Source organism: Pseudomonas agarici, from assembly GCF_900109755.1.
Classification (GTDB): Bacteria; Pseudomonadota; Gammaproteobacteria; order Pseudomonadales; family Pseudomonadaceae; genus Aquipseudomonas; species Aquipseudomonas agarici.
Genome location: NZ_FOAR01000027.1, coordinates 23120 through 38921, shown reverse-complemented (window position 1 = coordinate 38921; position 15802 = coordinate 23120). Strand labels below are relative to the sequence as shown.

Genomic DNA, 15802 nt, shown 5'->3' with positions numbered 1-15802 from the left:
TGAAGAAACCGGGCGCTCCGAGAGTCAAGCAGTAGGTCGTGCCAGGTCTACATGGAAGCGACAACCATTAGGCTGCATGGTCGTCAGACTGACATACCAGCCCTGGTTCTCGCAGATCCGCTGCACCAGCGAAAGCCCGAGCCCCAAGCCTTCACCGCGTCTCTCATCGCCACGCACAAAAGGCTGGAACATCGCCTCGCGCTTTTCTTCCGGAATCCCGACACCGCTGTCCTCGACAACAAATCCCGTCGACTCAAGTGTCAGGCGGATAAAGCCCTGCTCCGTGTAATGAAGGGCGTTGCGCAACAGATTGCCCATCACCGCGTGCAGGAACGTGGCGTTGTAACGTGCATCCAGGGGATCGCCTGGATTGAAGATCAGCTTCAGGCCTTTCTCCTCGACAGGCGCACGCCACAGGCCGACCAGGTCCTCGGCCACCAGCTTGAGCGAAACCTGTGGCGACATGCTGGCGTCCTCACGTTGGGCACGAGCCAGCATCAGGAAGGTCTGCACCAACTCGCGCATCTCCTCGCAGGCCCGAGCGATACGTTCGACCTGATTACGACCGCGCTGATCGATCGCGGGGTTTTCCAGCAACAGCTCGCAGGAACTGGCCAGCACCATCAGCGGCGTGCGCAGCTCATGGCTGACGTCGCTGGTAAACAGCCGCTCGCGGGTCAAGGCCCGGCGCAGGCGTCCCAGCGTCGCATCGAATGCTACCGCCAGCTCACCCACTTCGTCCGCCGCGTAGTCAGGCGCAAGAGGCGGCGCAAGTCCAAGCAATTGGTCGCGATGCCGAACCTGGCGGGCCAACCGCACTACCGGGGCCATCACTCGTCGGGCCAGAACCCAGCCGAGGAACACCGCCAGGACCAGGGCCAGGATAAATCCCACGAGCACCACCGCGAACAGCACCCGCTCGCGTTCCTCGAAGTCACTCTGGTCCTGCAGCAGTACATAGCGCCGACCGTCAACCACCTCAACCATCGCATGATAGGACGATTGCTCGCGAAAGACCTCATGAAACCCCGGATCGAGATGGCGCAAATCCTTGGGCAGCTCGAAATCGCCTTTGCCGTCACTGTAGTAGAACAACTGGTCGGGTTCGGGTCGATGGCTCCAGTCCCCCACGCTGTCCATCAGCAGCAGGCGCTGTAGATCGCCGCCCAGGCCGGCGGAGATCAGTTTTTCCTCGACCAGGTGAACCGTGGCCACGATGCCCAGGGCAAAGGCACCCGCCACCAACGCGCTCATCAAGGCAAAGGCAATGATGATGCGCTGGGCAAGACTCTGCTTAAACTCCATCACGGCCCTCAGCCAGGCGGTAGCCGACACCATGCACGGTCTGCAACAATGGCTTGTCGAACGGTTTGTCGATCACTTGGCGCAACTGGTGCACATGGCTGCGCAGGCTGTCGCTGTCCGGGCAGTCGTCCCCCCAGAGCGCCTCTTCAAGAATCTCCCGACGCAATACGTGCGGGCTTTTCTGCATCAGCACCGCCAGCAGCTTCAAACCGACCGGATTGAGCTTGAGCAGACGCCCCTGGCGGGTGACTTCCAGGGTATCCAGGTCGTAGCTCAGGTCACCCACCTGCAAGGCGCGCCGACCGCCACCTTGGGCACGACGCAACACCGCTTCGATACGCGCCGCCAACTCCGACAGGGCGAAGGGTTTGAGCAGGTAGTCATCGGCGCCGGACTTAAAGCCCTGCAGGCGATCATCGAGCTGGTCACGGGCCGTCAGCATGATCACCGGCGTGTCGCGCCGGGCATCCTCGCGCAAACGTTTACACAGGGTGTAGCCGTCGATCCCAGGCAGCATGATATCGAGCACGATCAGATCGTAATGCTCGGTTGCGGCCAGGTGCAGACCCGACAAGCCGTCCTGCGCACAGTCCACGGTATAGCCTTTGAGACCCAGGTAATCCGCCAGGTTGGCCAGGATATCGCGGTTGTCTTCAACCAATAAAATTCGCATGGGCACTGTCTCCGTACGCGGTAACGGCCATGATGGCTCGCGCAGCTTAAGGCCAAGTGTGGCTCAGGGATAGGCCTGAGAGCCCCATCGATAAGGGTTTTCAACCGATTTCGAGGCTGAACGAGTTTTTCACTATAGCTTCACAAACTAACGACAGCGTCAGAGCCAATATCGCGCTTTCTTTGATATAAGAAACATCGACATGGGTCTCTCCAAAACAGCGCCAATGCGCTATTTGCTATTGATAACCGGTGCCTGGTTATCCGTTTTCCTGCTCACTCGTAGTGTATTGCTGATCACCCATCTGGGCGAAGTCGGCGGCAACCTGCTGCCGGTATTTGGGGTGGGTCTGCTCTATGACCTGACCTTCCTGGTCTATGCCGCCCTCCCCTTGGGACTGTACTTGCTGCTGTGCCCACCCGCGCTCTGGCGTCGGCGTGGCCACCGTTGGTTCCTGCAGGTGGTACTCACCGTCAGCCTGTTCACCATGCTGTTCACCTCGGTGGCGGAATGGCTGTTTTGGGATGAATTCGGTGTGCGCTTCAACTTCATTGCCGTCGACTACCTCGTGTACTCCGATGAGGTGTTGAATAACCTGCTGGAGTCCTACCCAATCGGCAAACTGCTGAGCCTGTTGGCGGTGCTGGCCGTGGTCTTGAGCTGGACCCTGCGCCAACCCTTTAACCGCGCGATGGATTCGCCATTGCCGACAACACGTGGTCGCTTGCTCAATGCCTTGAGCTTGTTGGCGGTCGCCGGCCTCTGCCTGCAACTGATCAGCCAGGACAGCCCGCGCGCCCAAGGCGGTAACGCCTACAAGAATGAACTGGCAAGCAACGGTCCTTATCAATTTTTTGCCGCGTTTCGTAACAACGAACTGGATTACTCGCAGTTCTACAAAAGCCTGCCGACCGACGTGGTAGCCAAGCAATTGCACGCCGAGCTCAGCGAAGCCAATGCCCGTTTTATCGGCAACGATCCCCTGGACATCCGTCGCGCCATCACCAACCCCGGCACGCTGCGCACGCCCAATATCATACTGGTGACCATCGAGAGTCTCAGCGCCAAGTATATGGGCAGCAACGGCGATAGGCGCGACCTCACGCCCAATCTTGATGCACTGCGCCAGCAAAGCCTATATTTCAATAATTTCTACGCCACCGGTACTCGCACCGACCGCGGCCTGGAAGCCATCACCCTGGCCGTCCCACCGACACCGGGGCGCTCGATCGTCAAGCGCATTGGCCGCGAAAGCGGCTTCGCCAGCCTGGGCCAGCAACTCAGTGCCATCGGTTATGACAGCGTGTTTGTCTACGGAGGGCGCGGCTACTTCGACAACATGAACGCGTTCTTCAGCGGTAACGGTTATCGGGTCGTGGATCAGAGCAGCGTGCCTGAATCGGAGATTTCCTTCAAAAATGCCTGGGGCATGGCCGATGAAAATCTCTACCAACAGACGCTGAAGCTGGCCGATGCTGACTACGCCAAGCAGCAGCCGTTCTTGTTACAACTGATGACCACCTCCAACCATCGCCCCTATACTTATCCTGATGATCGTATCGACATCAAGTCCGGCCACGGTCGCGATGGAGCGGTGAAATACACCGACTATGCCATCGGTGAGTTCCTTGAGGCCGCACGCCAGAAGCCCTGGTTCGATAACACCATCTTTGTCTTTGTCGCCGACCATACCGCCGGCAGCGCGGGCAAGGAAGACCTGCCCATCAGCAACTATCAGATTCCCCTGTTCATCTATGCGCCGAAGCTGGTCGAGGCTCGGGAAACAGCGCAATTAGCCAGCCAGATCGATCTTGCGCCAACCTTGCTGGGGCTGATCAATCTGAGCTACGAATCGACGTTTTTTGGCCGGAACCTGTTGCAAGACAATCCGTTGCCCGCTCGGGTTTTGGTCGGCAACTATCAACATCTGGGGTTGTTTGATGGCAAGGACTTGGCAATTCTCAGCCCGCGCCTGGGCCTGCGTCGTCACGACCAAGCCCTGGGTGAGAGTCAGGAGTTGCGTGTAGATAGCGACGACCGTTTGATCCAGCGCGCAATCACCTACTATCAGGCCGCCAGCTATGACTTCAAACAGCAATTGCTGAGCTGGAAGACTCCCAAAGAGACGGCTCCACAGTTAAGTGAGCGCTGAGTCAGGCGTAAATCGCTCTCATCGCACGAGCGATCTTGCTCGCGAGGAGGGTTAACCGTTACACGTGCATCCCAATATAAAGCCTGCACCCTCGGTTTTTCAGCAGTTGGCTCGCGCCTACAGGGCAGCGAGAACGCATGAAAAAAACCCCGCCTGCATCACTGCAGGCGGGGTTTTGTGTACGGGAGCGGTGGCTTACATCATGCCGCCCATACCACCCATACCGCCCATGTCTGGCATGCCGCCGCCAGCAGGAGCATCTTTCTTCGGCGCATCAGCTACCGCCGCTTCGGTGGTCAGCATCAGACCGCTGATCGACGCCGCAGCCTGCAGGGCCGAACGAGTCACCTTGGTGGGGTCCAGGATGCCCATTTCGATCATGTCGCCGTATTCGCCAGTCGCAGCGTTGTAGCCGAAGCTGCCACGACCGTTCTTGACTTTATCCACAACCACGCTTGGCTCGTCGCCGGAGTTGGCAACGATCTGACGCAGTGGCGCTTCAACAGCGCGACGCAGTACAGCAATACCGACGTTCTGATCAGCGTTGTCGCCCTTGAGCTCGGTCAGTGCCTCCAGAGCACGGATCAGCGCCACGCCACCGCCAGGCACCACGCCTTCTTCGACAGCTGCGCGGGTTGCGTGCAGAGCGTCTTCAACGCGGGCTTTCTTCTCTTTCATTTCAACTTCGGAACCGGCACCGACCTTGATCACAGCAACACCGCCGGACAGCTTGGCCAGGCGCTCTTGCAGTTTTTCACGGTCGTAGTCCGAAGAAGTCTCGGCAACCTGGGCACGGATCTGGGCGATACGCGCTTCGATATCGCTCTGTACGCCAGCACCGTCGACGATGATGGTGTTTTCCTTGGACAGAGTCACGCGCTTGGCGCTACCCAGGTGCTCCAGAGTGGTGCTCTCCAGGCTCAGACCGATCTCTTCGGAGATAACGGTGCCGCCAGTCAGGACAGCGATGTCCTGCAGCATGGCTTTACGACGATCGCCGAAACCCGGTGCCTTGACGGCAGCGACCTTGACGATACCACGCATGTTGTTCACAACCAGAGTCGCCAGGGCCTCGCCTTCGACGTCTTCAGCTACGATCAGCAATGGGCGACCGGCCTTGGCAACCGATTCCAGCACTGGCAGCATTTCGCGGATGTTGGAGATCTTCTTGTCCACCAGCAGGATCAGCGGGCTATCCAGCTCGGCAACCATGGTGTCTGGCTTGTTGACGAAGTACGGGGACAGGTAGCCACGGTCGAACTGCATGCCTTCCACAACCGACAGTTCGTTTTCCAGGCCCGAGCCTTCTTCAACGGTGATCACACCTTCTTTACCGACTTTTTCCATGGCTTCGGCAATGATGTCGCCGATGGAGCTGTCGGAGTTGGCGGAGATGGTACCTACCTGAGCGATAGCCTTGGTGTCGGCGCAAGGCTTGGACAGCGACTTCAGCTCCTTGACAATGGCGATGGTTGCCTTGTCGATGCCGCGCTTGAGGTCCATCGGGTTCATGCCGGCAGCAACAGCCTTCAGGCCTTCGTTGACGATCGACTGGGCCAAGACAGTGGCGGTGGTGGTACCGTCGCCAGCGTCATCGTTGGCACGGGAAGCAACGTCCTTGACCAACTGCGCGCCCATGTTCTCGAAACGGTCTTCCAGCTCGATTTCCTTGGCAACGGAAACGCCGTCCTTGGTGATGGTCGGAGCGCCGAAGCTCTTCTCGATGATCACGTTACGGCCTTTCGGGCCCAGGGTGGCTTTTACGGCGTCAGCCAGGACGTTGACGCCTTTGAGCATTTTCTTACGGGCGGAGTCGCCAAACAGAACTTCTTTAGCAGCCATGATCGTAATTCCTTGAATACTTTGTGGTAACGGGAAAAATGAGCGGGAATCAGCCTTCGATAACAGCGAGAATTTCGCTCTCAGCCATTACCAGCAGGTCTTCGCCGTCTACTTTCACAGTGTTGCTGCCGGAGTAAGGGCCAAACACAACCTTGTCACCCACTTTCACGGCCAGCGCACGCACTTCACCGTTGTCCAGAACGCGACCAGTGCCTACAGCGAGAACTTCACCGCTGTTGGCTTTCTCGGCAGCCGAACCTGGCAGGACGATGCCGCCAGCGGTTTTCTTTTCTTCTTCGCTGCGACGGATGACGACGCGGTCATGCAGAGGACGAAGCTTCATTGTCGATCTCTCCTAGTTATTTATGGTTTTCCACAGCCAGTATCAATACCGGCCTGCTAGCACATCCGGCGTTGCCGGTTGCGGCTCGACGAGCGAACCGCAAAAGACTGTTTGGCGATTTACGCCAAAAACCTTGCGGTGACCGTTACATAGGGGCGCCAAAGATAATTACAAGGGCAGGAAGAGGTTTTTTTGCAGGTAACGGTCCCTGTAGAAACGAACACGACACCCGAAGGTGTCGCGTGGCGAAGTGGCGATCGGTTAGGAGTCGCGGTGTTCGAACTCACCTTCGATCACGTTCGGCAGGCGGCCATTGGCCGGTGCCGCGCTAGGCTGGCCGCGAGTCTGCAGGTCATCGGCAAAGGCTCGCTGGCGCATCGCTTGCTCCTCGGCCCGTCGCCGCATCTTGCCGACCGCCAGTCGACGGGTGATCGGCAACAGCAACAGCAGGCCGAACACATCGCTGATAAAGCCCGGCAGCAACATCAGGCCACCGCCCAGGGCCAGCATCAGGCCCTCAAGCACGGTCTGGGCCGGCAGTTCACCACGACTCAGGCTTTCGCGCGCCCGAAACGCGGTAGCCAGGCCAGCGACCCGCAGGACCAGTACACCGAGTGCCGAGCCAAGAATGATCAGGGCCAGCGCCGGGAAAAAACCGATAGCCGTGCTGACCTGAAAAAACACATACAGCTCTAGCACCGGAAACAGCAGAAAGAGCAATAGAAAAGCGCGCATCAAATGGTTCCTCTACGGAAGAATGCCTTCCAGTAGACATCAGATGACGTCAACCCTCCGTGAATTCAAGCCTCGGCCGCTTGCTTTTTCGGCCAAAACTGCGCATGGGCCAAGGAAACCAAGGCCTGGCGAACCTCCATCGGCGTGTTGCAAGGTGTTTCAAAGGCCAGCCAATACACCCCCTGACCGACCCTTAAGTGCATCCCTTCCGTGTCGATTCCCGCCAGTTGGGCCGGCGCGATACGTGGCAATCCCGCCAAGTCGACATAGTGAGCGATCGCTTTGGCATGATCGCTGTTCATATGCTCGACCATACTCACCTCCGCCTTGCCGGCAAACGGATTAGCCAAGGTCACCTGGTCAAGCCAGTGGATCTCGCCGAAGCCACCGATATAACGGTGACGTACCGGCTTGAGCACCCAAAAATCGAAATCGTGGGCTTTGTGGTAGTTCTCCGAGTCCGGAAAGTAGCGGTAGTAGCGCTCGGCGGCGGCTTCGATAGCCGCGGATTCAACGAGTTTCTCCGCCTCGGCCAGGTAGGTCAGGCGACCGGCCGCCTGGACATCCTCGGCTTCTCGATCACTCACCAGCAATGAGCATTTCGGGTCTTTGCGCAGGTTGTGGGTGTGCTGGGCGATCCGGCTAATCAAGATCAGCGGGCGGCCCTGATCGTCCAGGCAGTAAGGCACCACGGAGCCGAACGGAAAACCAGGCATGGCCTTGGAATGCGTTGACAACACGCCCCGGTACTCCTTGAGCAACAATGCTCGCGCATTTTTGGCAACGTCCACACTCACCTTATGACTCCTCATGCAAAATCCACCGCTTGCCTTATAGCATTCCTGCCCCTTACCAGGCCACGCCGAACCCGACGGTGTAGCGGGTTCGGTTTAATCGGGTGTCGTCGTCGCCATTCACAATGTCGCGTTCAGCCTTGAGGTTCAACGACGCCCATTCGGTGACTCTGTAGCGCAGGCCCATGTCGGCATCCAGAGCGTATTTAGAAGGCCCGTTCAACGGCCAGCCTACCTCGCCGCTGGTGAAGAACTCTACGGTCTTGCCGACCAAGTAACGGTTATAGTCCCACTTCATGCCCAACGAGTAGAAGGTCTTACTCTCGCCATCGTCATATTCATAATGGGTGTTGTTGACCAACGAACCCAGGGAGAACGCGCCTAACTCATTATCCCAGAATTGATAACCCGGACCGGTACCGACAGTGCGCTGGCGCGACAAGTCCTCGATCCGGTCGCGTTTGTAGCTCAGGCGCCCCTGCCAGAACCATTGCTCGGTGATGAAACGGTCAAGGGCATACTCGATACCCCAGTTATCCGTGATGACTAGATTGTCTTGGAACTCGCGGTTGTATTCTCCTTGCGCATGATGCCTCCAGGCACCATGGCGGGCCGTGGTCTTGAAGTCGATGTCGTAGTCATCGGTATCTTTTTCCGCACGCTTGTAATCCAAGGCCACATCGACATTGCCTTTCCAGACCAGGTCTGCGATCACCGGCTTGGGTTTGACGATCTGCTGGATGCTGTCCAGATCCACTGTTTTCGAGGCTCGGCCATTGGCCAGGATCACCTTGCCGGTGTCGGCGGCCAGCAACGACTGGGCCCTCTCACCGCTGTAGGCGTCCTGCTTGACCAGCAGCTCCTGATCGCTCTCCAGGGTCTTGATCTGAGCCCAGTCAACTGCAACGACTCCGGCATAATCGGTCTGGACCAACAGTTTGCCGCCGTCGAACAGCTTGATCTTGCCACTCAGGCGATCACCGTTGTTCAACCAGACAGTATCGGCCAGCAAAGGCGTAGAGGCGCTGAAAACAGCGAGGCACAATAGGATTCTGGACAACATAGACAACACAAGACTCAGGTTGGCGAAAAAAAACCGGCATTATCCCGGCGGATAACGCACGAGCAAGGACCGACCGAGCAAACAGGAGTCAAGTTCAACAATTACTCTCAATAAGCGGAAATCTCTGACTTGATAGAGGCAAAAACCACTCAAAGGAATGGCCCCGTGAACGAAGAAACCGTCAGTGAAAGCCCCGCCCAGATGCGGCGTACGGCCCTCTACCTGACCCTGGCCCAAGTGCCTGAAGGCAAGGTGGTCACCTATGGTCAGCTGGCCGAACTCGCCGGACTCGGTCGGGCGGCCCGCTGGGTGGGGCGGACCTTGAGTCAGTTGCCGGCCGACACCCGCCTGCCCTGGCACCGCGTACTGGGTGCCGGTGGTCGGATCAGTCTACCGGTCGGCAGCCCATCCGGCGACGAACAACGGGCCCGGCTGCGCACCGAAGGCCTCAGCGTCCTGAACAATCGTGTCGATATCAAGCGTCATGGCTGGCGTCCGATAGAGCACAGCGGTTAGAGTGCGCGCTTTGTTTCCGTCAACCCTGAGGCAGATTCCAGCCCATGCCCCGTAAAACCTGGCGCGCCGCGCTCGCCGCCTATGCCAGCCCCTCGACATTAGTGCTGTTGCTGCTCGGTTTCGCCGCCGGCCTGCCTTATATGTTGGTATTTTCAACGCTTTCGGTCTGGTTGCGCGAGGCCGGTGTAGCCCGCGAAACCATTGGTTATGCCAGCCTGATCGGCCTGGCATACGCTTTCAAATGGGTCTGGTCGCCCTTGCTCGATCAATGGCGCCTGCCACTGCTCGGCAAGCTGGGTCGGCGTCGCTCCTGGCTGGTTCTGGCACAAAGCCTGATTGTTCTAGGGCTGATCGGCATGGGCTTTTGCGATCCGCAGAAACACTTGTCCTGGCTGATCGCAATCGCCGTGCTCGTCGCCTTTGCCTCCGCCACCCAGGACATCGCGGTCGACGCCTATCGCCTGGAAATCGCCCATGACACCCAGCAGGCCGCTCTGGCTGCCAGCTATATGTCCGGTTACCGGGTCGCCGCCCTGCTGGCCACCGCCGGCGCCCTGTTTTTCGCCGAAGGCTTCGGCTCCACCGGTTTCAGTTACAAGCACTCGGCCTGGACCGGCACCTATGTGCTGTTTGGCGTCTTGATGATCCCTGCGCTACTCACCACTTTCTTCATGCGCGAACCGCCGGTGCCGTTGCGTACCCAACTGTCCGCGGGGCGCTACAGCTTCATGCATCAACTGACCTCGGTATTCGTGCTGATCATTCTGTTGGTCTCGGTGCCGGCGATGTTCACCCAGCTCTACAACACCGACTTCGCCGGTGTGCTGTTCCATGACGTCAGCTTGCTCGACCTGCTCCTCGAAGATCGCGCCTTTCTGCGCGCTATCCTCTACACCACCCTGACGGTGCTGTGCCTATCGAACCTGGGGCGACGCGGGTTGGCGCCGGTGCTCACGCCAGTCAACGACTTTATCCTCCGTTATCGCTGGCAAGCCCTGCTGCTGCTCGGGCTGATTGCCACTTACCGGATGTCGGATACGGTGATGGGGGTGATGGCCAACGTCTTCTACATCGACCAGGGCTTTACCAAGGACCAGATCGCCGGAGTGAGCAAGATCTTCGGTCTGATCATGACCCTGCTGGGCGCTGGCATGGGCGGCTTGCTGATCGTGCGCTTCGGCATCCTGCCGATCCTGTTTATCGGCGGCGTCACCTCGGCTGGCACTAACCTGCTGTTCATGTTGCTGGCCGACATGGGACCGAACCTGAAGATGCTGATCGCCACCATTTCGTTGGACAACTTCAGCTCGGGCCTGGCGACTTCGGCATTCGTCGCCTACCTGTCGAGCCTGACCAACCTGAAGTTCTCCGCCACTCAGTACGCCCTGCTCAGCTCGATCATGCTGCTACTGCCACGGCTGATCGGCGGCTATTCGGGGGTGATGGTCGAGAAGTTCGGTTACCATCAGTTCTTTATTGCCACGGCGATAATGGGCGTTCCCACCCTGGTGCTGATTGCCCTGCATTGGTATCAGGAAGTTCGTCGCGGCGGTGCAACACCTTCAACCACCGAAGACACGCAGCAAGCCCCATAAACACGAGGGGAGCTATGCTCTCCCCGCCTCAGAGCCGCCACACGTCTGTACGTCGCCGGATCCCGCCCGTACAATGCTCCGTTACTTCTAGCCACTAGCAACGACAACGGCCAACCATGCGCACCAGTCAATATTTGCTCGCCACACAGAAAGAAACACCTTCCGATGCGGTCGTGATCAGCCATCAGTTGATGCTGCGCGCCGGAATGATCCGCAAGCTTGCTTCTGGCCTGTACACCTGGCTGCCCATGGGCCTGCGCGTGATGCGCAAGGTCGAGGCTATCGTGCGCGAAGAAATGAACGCAGCCGGTGCGCTGGAAGTGCTGATGCCGGGTATCCAGCCAGCTGAGCTGTGGCAGGAATCCGGTCGCTGGGAACAGTACGGCCCCGAGCTACTGCGCCTGAAGGACCGCCATGACCGCGACTTCTGCGCCGGCCCGACCCACGAAGAAGTGATCACCGACCTGTGCCGTAACGAGTTGAGCAGCTACAAGCAATTGCCGATCAACCTGTACCAGATCCAGACCAAATTCCGCGACGAGATCCGTCCACGCTTCGGTCTGATGCGCGGTCGCGAATTTATCATGAAGGACGCCTATTCCTTCCACGCCGACCAGGCGTCGCTGCAGGCCACCTACGACCGTATGCACCAGGCCTATTGCAACATCTTCACCCGCCTGGGGCTGCGTTTCCGTCCGGTCGAAGCGGATAACGGCTCCATCGGCGGTGCCGGCTCCCACGAATTCCATGTGCTGGCCGAGTCCGGCGAAGATGATATCGCCTTCAGCAACGGCTCCGATTACGCGGCGAACATCGAGAAGGCCGAAGCCGTGCCGCAGGAAACCTCGCGCCCCGCGCCGAGTGAAGCACTGCGCCTGGTCGACACGCCCGATGCAAAAACCATCGTACAACTGGTCGAAGGCTACCACCTGCCGATCGAAAAGACCGTCAAGACCCTGATCGTCCACGCCGAAGAAGAGGGCAAGCTGATTGCGCTGATCATCCGTGGTGATCACGAGCTGAACGAAATCAAGGCCGCCAACCAGCCTGGCGTCGCCAACCCGCTGATCATGGCCTCCGACGCCGAACTGCGTGACGCCATCGGCGCCGGCGCAGGTTCCCTCGGCCCGCTGAACCTGCCACTGCCGATCATCATCGACCGCTCGGTCGAGCTGATGAGCGATTTCGGGGCCGGTGCGAACATCGACGACAAGCATTACTTCGGCCTGAACTGGGAACGCGACCTGCCGGTCCCGACCGTTGCCGACCTGCGCAACGTCGTTGCTGGCGACCCAAGTCCGGATGGCAAGGGCACCTTGGAAATCAAGCGCGGTATCGAAGTCGGACACATCTTCCAGCTGGGCACCAAGTACAGCGAAGCGATGAAGTGCCAGGTCCTGGGCGAAAACGGTAAGCCGGTCACCCTGACCATGGGTTGCTACGGCATCGGTGTTTCTCGCGTGGTGGCCGCGGCCATCGAGCAGAACAACGATGACAACGGCATCATCTGGAGCGACAGCCTCGCACCGTTCCAGATCGCCCTGGTGCCGCTGCGCTACGAAACCGAACAGGTTCGTGAAGCCACCGACAAGCTCTATGCCGAACTGACGGCCGCCGGCTTCGAAGTGCTGCTGGACGATCGCGACAAGAAGACCAGCCCGGGCATCAAGTTCGCGGACATGGAACTGATCGGTATTCCTCACCGGATCGTGGTCAGCGACCGCGGCCTGGCCGAAGGCAACCTGGAATACAAGAGCCGTACCGAAGCCGAGGCGCAAGCGCTGCCGGTTGCCGATGTACTGGCTTTCCTGCAGGCCCGTATCCGTCGCTAAGCCCAGATAGAGACCTCATGTTCAATCGAAGTACCTTAGCCCTCGGGGGCGCCGCCTTGTGCGGCGCCCTGCTGCTTGGCGGCTGTGCCAACCCGATGTCGCAGCGCAGCGAGCACGAGGAACGTGTCGAACGCAAACTGCTTGAGCACAGCCTGCAGATCGATGTCGGCGACCCCAAGATCCTCGAACTAGCGCAACGTCGTGTGCGAATCAACGAACAGAAGACCTTCGAGGTCACCGAGTTCGACGTCACCCGTCGCTACGATCGCTACACGCCTTATCAGCCCTGGCGCAAAGCCTATGAAATACCGCTGGGCGCGGTGGCGCTGGTGGGTGGCATCGGCGCTAACGTGGTGAACGTGTTCGCCCTCGGCTCCCTGCCTACCAGCATGACCCGCGACTGGATCAGCTATGGCATCGACGGGCTCAATCCGTTAATGAACATGCAATCCCACGGACGCGCGCAGCAAAACCTGGCAGCCATCGAAGAAGTCCAGCGCGACAAGCGCATGGAATATTCGAGCCTACCGTGGGCCGAACGGCCAGTGGAGGTGGTGGCGGGTCGACAGACCTATGAGCTGACCACCGATCGCCACGGTGTGTTACGCCTGAACCTGCTGGACAGCCCGTTTGCCGAGCGGGGCCTGAATCACATTGGCAACCTGACGATTCGCGTCGAGGATGCCAAGGATGAAGTCCACTCGGATTCGAACCTGTCCATCAGCAGCCAGCTCCAAGGCAAGTTGTTGGAGGCCCACGCCTTGATCTATGACGACCTGGAGGGCGACGATGTCGACCAATGGGTTCATCGGGTCAAGCGCCTGTCCGAATTGGGCCTGGAAGAAGAAGCAAGCGAACTGGAACAGAGCCTGATCGAACTGACGCGCAACGATCCCGAGTTGCAACACGAGTTTCTCAAGTCGCTGAGCAAGAATGCCGGACGTCTGGTGGCGGATCCCGGAGCAAGCTGAACACCTCCCCTGTGTGAGCGAGCCCGCCAGCTCACACGACTTACCGGCTGAACAGCTCCAACTGCTCATGGCCGCCGCGCAAATCCTGCAAGCGCACCCCGATACCCAACAGGCGCACGGGCTTATCTCCACGGGCAAATGCTTGGCTGAGTAACTGTCGATAACTCTCCAGATCCCGGGCGGCCCCGGCCTGCTCCAGGGTGGTCTGGGTAAAATCATGAAACTTCACCTTGACGAACGGCTTGCCCGGTCGATAACCATCGTCCAGCCGCGCCATGCGTCCGGCCAGGGTTTCCATCAGCTGCGGAAGCTTTTGCAGGCAACTTTCGAGATCGGGCAAATCGACGTCGTAGGTATTTTCGACACTGACCGATTGCCGCCGACTGTCATTGTGCACCACTCGCTCATCAATCCCCCGCGCCAGCCCCCACAAGCGTTCGCCGAAACTACCGAACTCACGCACCAGGGCCAGCTTGCTCCACTCGCGCAACTGCAGGCAGTCGACGATACCCAATCGCCCCAGCTTGTCCGCCGTGACCTTGCCGACACCATGCAGTTTGCTGACCGCCAGCCCGGCGACAAAAGCCTCCACCTGGTCTGGAGTGATCACAAACAAGCCATTGGGCTTTTTCCAGTCACTGGCAATCTTCGCCAGGAACTTGTTCGGCGCGACACCCGCCGAGACGGTAATATGCAACTGGCGCGACACTCGACGCCGGATATCTTGGGCGATCCGCGTGGCACTGCCGGCAAAGTGGGGGCTGTCAGACACATCCAGGTAAGCCTCGTCCAGCGACAGCGGCTCGATCAGGTCGGTGTAGTCCCGAAAGATTGCCTGGATTTCCTTTGACGCCTCCTTATAGACAGGCATGCGCGGCTCGACAATCACCAGATCCGGGCACAGGTTCAAAGCCTGCCACGATGACATTGCTGACCGCACTCCAAATGCCCGCGCTTCGTAATTGCAGGTCGCGATCACTCCCCGCCGATCTACCGCTCCGCCCACCGCCAGCGGCTTGCTGGCCAGGCTCGGGTCGTCGCGCATCTCGATGGCAGCGTAGAAGCAATCACAGTCGACATGGATGATTTTGCGTTGCGTCATGGCGGACAGTGTTTATTCAAAAGACAGAAACGGCACGGATCGTCAGTATCTCACTGATACCTGTATATAGCACCAGTGGTTTAAATATTCCGACAAGGCAGTGAGAAATAGCCGATATAAATTTAGTTTTTCAATCGAAAAGCCAACCACGATAGAGCCAAAAGCCTTGCAGGGCATGGCCTCGAGACGCCTCAAGCACCCTGTTTAAGAGGCTAAGCAATTGAACAATAAAGAGGTTTTCCGAAATTAAGGTTTGACAGGCCGGTGTTTCTCTGTAGAATGCCGCCACACAGACGCGGGATGGAGCAGTCTGGTAGCTCGTCGGGCTCATAACCCGAAGGTCGTCGGTTCAAATCCGGCTCCCGCAACCAAACATCAGAACAGGCTGCTCGAAAGAGTGGCCTTTTTTGTGTTCGCTTGTTTCTTCCAGCCCTTCCTCACTCGATCAAAAAAACCTTGATTGTCTGACACTTATCCAATCCAAAAGGACGTGCTGGGGTTTTTTGCATTATTTTGACCCTCTGGGCTATTAACAGTTGACACCCCGGTGTTTGGCTGTAGAATGCCGCCACACAGACGCGGGATGGAGCAGTCTGGTAGCTCGTCGGGCTCATAACCCGAAGGTCGTCGGTTCAAATCCGGCTCCCGCAACCAAACATCGGAAAAGGCTGCTCGAAAGAGTGGCCTTTTTTGTATTCGCTGAAAAAGCATGGTGCTCAAGCACAATCCATCCCCGACGGAAGCCAGAACCAATGCCTGTACAGGCTATGCTCAATTAGCAACAAACCCCTCTACAACAGCCCCGGGACGTAGGTCGCCGCAAGACGGCGAGACGCGTTATATTTGTAATTATTTTGTCCGTAGGGATTGGTAACTTGG

Annotated in this window: 13 protein-coding genes and 2 tRNA genes; 7 read left to right on the top strand and 8 right to left on the bottom strand. The window is 58.6% G+C overall.

Annotated features, from left to right (window positions below; all coding sequences use genetic code 11):
- Positions 1-24 precede the first annotated feature (24 nt).
- Both BMX68_RS20825 and colR read right to left on the bottom strand, forming a co-directional pair.
- Complete coding sequence (locus BMX68_RS20825; protein WP_017131645.1) at positions 25-1305, bottom strand: sensor histidine kinase; 1281 nt, start codon at positions 1303-1305, stop codon at positions 25-27.
- Positions 1295-1978 (bottom strand): two-component system response regulator ColR, encoded by a 684-nt coding sequence (gene colR / locus BMX68_RS20820; RefSeq protein ID WP_017131646.1) that lies wholly within the window; start codon positions 1976-1978, stop codon positions 1295-1297. The genes BMX68_RS20825 and colR overlap by 11 nt, the downstream gene beginning before the upstream one ends.
- A 202-nt stretch (positions 1979-2180) precedes the next feature.
- Between colR and BMX68_RS20815 the strand changes: the two genes are divergently transcribed.
- Positions 2181-4130: an LTA synthase family protein gene (locus BMX68_RS20815; protein WP_026013135.1), complete on the top strand. Its 1950-nt coding sequence runs from the start codon at positions 2181-2183 to the stop codon at positions 4128-4130.
- A gap of 195 nt (positions 4131-4325) precedes the next feature.
- Here BMX68_RS20815 and groL read toward each other — a convergent pair whose 3' ends face one another.
- The 5 genes from groL to BMX68_RS20790 all read right to left on the bottom strand — a co-directional run bounded on the left by groL (position 4326) and on the right by BMX68_RS20790 (position 8907).
- Positions 4326-5972, bottom strand: coding sequence for a chaperonin GroEL (gene groL / locus BMX68_RS20810; protein WP_017131648.1), 1647 nt, complete (start codon positions 5970-5972; stop codon positions 4326-4328).
- 49 nt (positions 5973-6021) lie between these two features.
- Entirely contained in the window at positions 6022-6315 is a 294-nt protein-coding gene (locus BMX68_RS20805) for a co-chaperone GroES (protein WP_017131649.1), read from the bottom strand.
- A 261-nt stretch (positions 6316-6576) separates the two neighbouring features.
- Positions 6577-7050, bottom strand: a complete 474-nt coding sequence (locus tag BMX68_RS20800) for an FxsA family protein (protein ID WP_017131650.1) — start codon at positions 7048-7050, stop codon at positions 6577-6579.
- A 65-nt stretch (positions 7051-7115) separates the two neighbouring features.
- On the bottom strand, positions 7116-7847 hold the full coding sequence (locus tag BMX68_RS20795; RefSeq protein WP_017131651.1) for a HugZ family pyridoxamine 5'-phosphate oxidase: 732 nt from the start codon (positions 7845-7847) through the stop codon (positions 7116-7118).
- Positions 7848-7899: 52 nt separating this feature from the next.
- The gene (locus tag BMX68_RS20790) at positions 7900-8907 is read right to left on the bottom strand and encodes a DUF481 domain-containing protein (RefSeq protein ID WP_026013136.1); all 1008 of its coding nucleotides are present in this window, start codon (positions 8905-8907) and stop codon (positions 7900-7902) included.
- Positions 8908-9108: 201 nt separating this feature from the next.
- Between BMX68_RS20790 and BMX68_RS20785 the strand changes: the two genes are divergently transcribed.
- From BMX68_RS20785 to BMX68_RS20770, 4 genes are all read left to right on the top strand, one after another.
- Positions 9109-9423: an MGMT family protein gene (locus BMX68_RS20785; protein ID WP_218165327.1), complete on the top strand. Its 315-nt coding sequence runs from the start codon at positions 9109-9111 to the stop codon at positions 9421-9423.
- Between the two features lie 44 nt (positions 9424-9467).
- Positions 9468-11018, top strand: a complete 1551-nt coding sequence (locus tag BMX68_RS20780; protein WP_017131654.1) for an AmpG family muropeptide MFS transporter — start codon at positions 9468-9470, stop codon at positions 11016-11018.
- 116 nt (positions 11019-11134) lie between these two features.
- Positions 11135-12850, top strand: a complete 1716-nt coding sequence (locus tag BMX68_RS20775; protein WP_017131655.1) for a proline--tRNA ligase — start codon at positions 11135-11137, stop codon at positions 12848-12850.
- Positions 12851-12867: 17 nt separating this feature from the next.
- Complete coding sequence (locus tag BMX68_RS20770; RefSeq protein ID WP_017131656.1) at positions 12868-13821, top strand: hypothetical protein; 954 nt, start codon at positions 12868-12870, stop codon at positions 13819-13821.
- Positions 13822-13861: 40 nt separating this feature from the next.
- Here the strand turns inward: BMX68_RS20770 and dinB are convergent, their stop codons facing one another.
- Complete coding sequence (dinB, locus tag BMX68_RS20765; protein WP_074862576.1) at positions 13862-14923, bottom strand: DNA polymerase IV; 1062 nt, start codon at positions 14921-14923, stop codon at positions 13862-13864.
- A gap of 294 nt (positions 14924-15217) precedes the next feature.
- On the opposite strand from dinB, the gene BMX68_RS20760 reads away from it, so the two are divergent.
- Both BMX68_RS20760 and BMX68_RS20755 read left to right on the top strand, forming a co-directional pair.
- A tRNA-Met gene (locus BMX68_RS20760) sits at positions 15218-15294 on the top strand.
- Between the two features lie 206 nt (positions 15295-15500).
- Positions 15501-15577 (top strand) — tRNA-Met (locus BMX68_RS20755).
- Positions 15578-15802: the final 225 nt, after the last annotated feature.

Bases quoted from the DNA above. Each gene is read 5' to 3' on its own strand.
- BMX68_RS20815 (WP_026013135.1), top strand. From the start codon at position 2,181: ATGGGTCTCTCCAAAACAGCGCCAATGCGCTATTTGCTATTGATAACC.
- colR (WP_017131646.1), bottom strand. From the start codon at position 1,978: ATGCGAATTTTATTGGTTGAAGACAACCGCGATATCCTGGCCAACCTG.
- groL (WP_017131648.1), bottom strand. From the start codon at position 5,972: ATGGCTGCTAAAGAAGTTCTGTTTGGCGACTCCGCCCGTAAGAAAATG.
- BMX68_RS20780 (WP_017131654.1), top strand. From the start codon at position 9,468: ATGCCCCGTAAAACCTGGCGCGCCGCGCTCGCCGCCTATGCCAGCCCC.
- BMX68_RS20785 (WP_218165327.1), top strand. From the start codon at position 9,109: ATGCGGCGTACGGCCCTCTACCTGACCCTGGCCCAAGTGCCTGAAGGC.
- BMX68_RS20800 (WP_017131650.1), bottom strand. From the start codon at position 7,050: ATGCGCGCTTTTCTATTGCTCTTTCTGCTGTTTCCGGTGCTAGAGCTG.
- BMX68_RS20775 (WP_017131655.1), top strand. From the start codon at position 11,135: ATGCGCACCAGTCAATATTTGCTCGCCACACAGAAAGAAACACCTTCC.
- BMX68_RS20825 (WP_017131645.1), bottom strand. From the start codon at position 1,305: ATGGAGTTTAAGCAGAGTCTTGCCCAGCGCATCATCATTGCCTTTGCC.
- BMX68_RS20770 (WP_017131656.1), top strand. From the start codon at position 12,868: ATGTTCAATCGAAGTACCTTAGCCCTCGGGGGCGCCGCCTTGTGCGGC.
- dinB (WP_074862576.1), bottom strand. From the start codon at position 14,923: ATGACGCAACGCAAAATCATCCATGTCGACTGTGATTGCTTCTACGCT.
- BMX68_RS20790 (WP_026013136.1), bottom strand. From the start codon at position 8,907: ATGTTGTCCAGAATCCTATTGTGCCTCGCTGTTTTCAGCGCCTCTACG.
- BMX68_RS20805 (WP_017131649.1), bottom strand. From the start codon at position 6,315: ATGAAGCTTCGTCCTCTGCATGACCGCGTCGTCATCCGTCGCAGCGAA.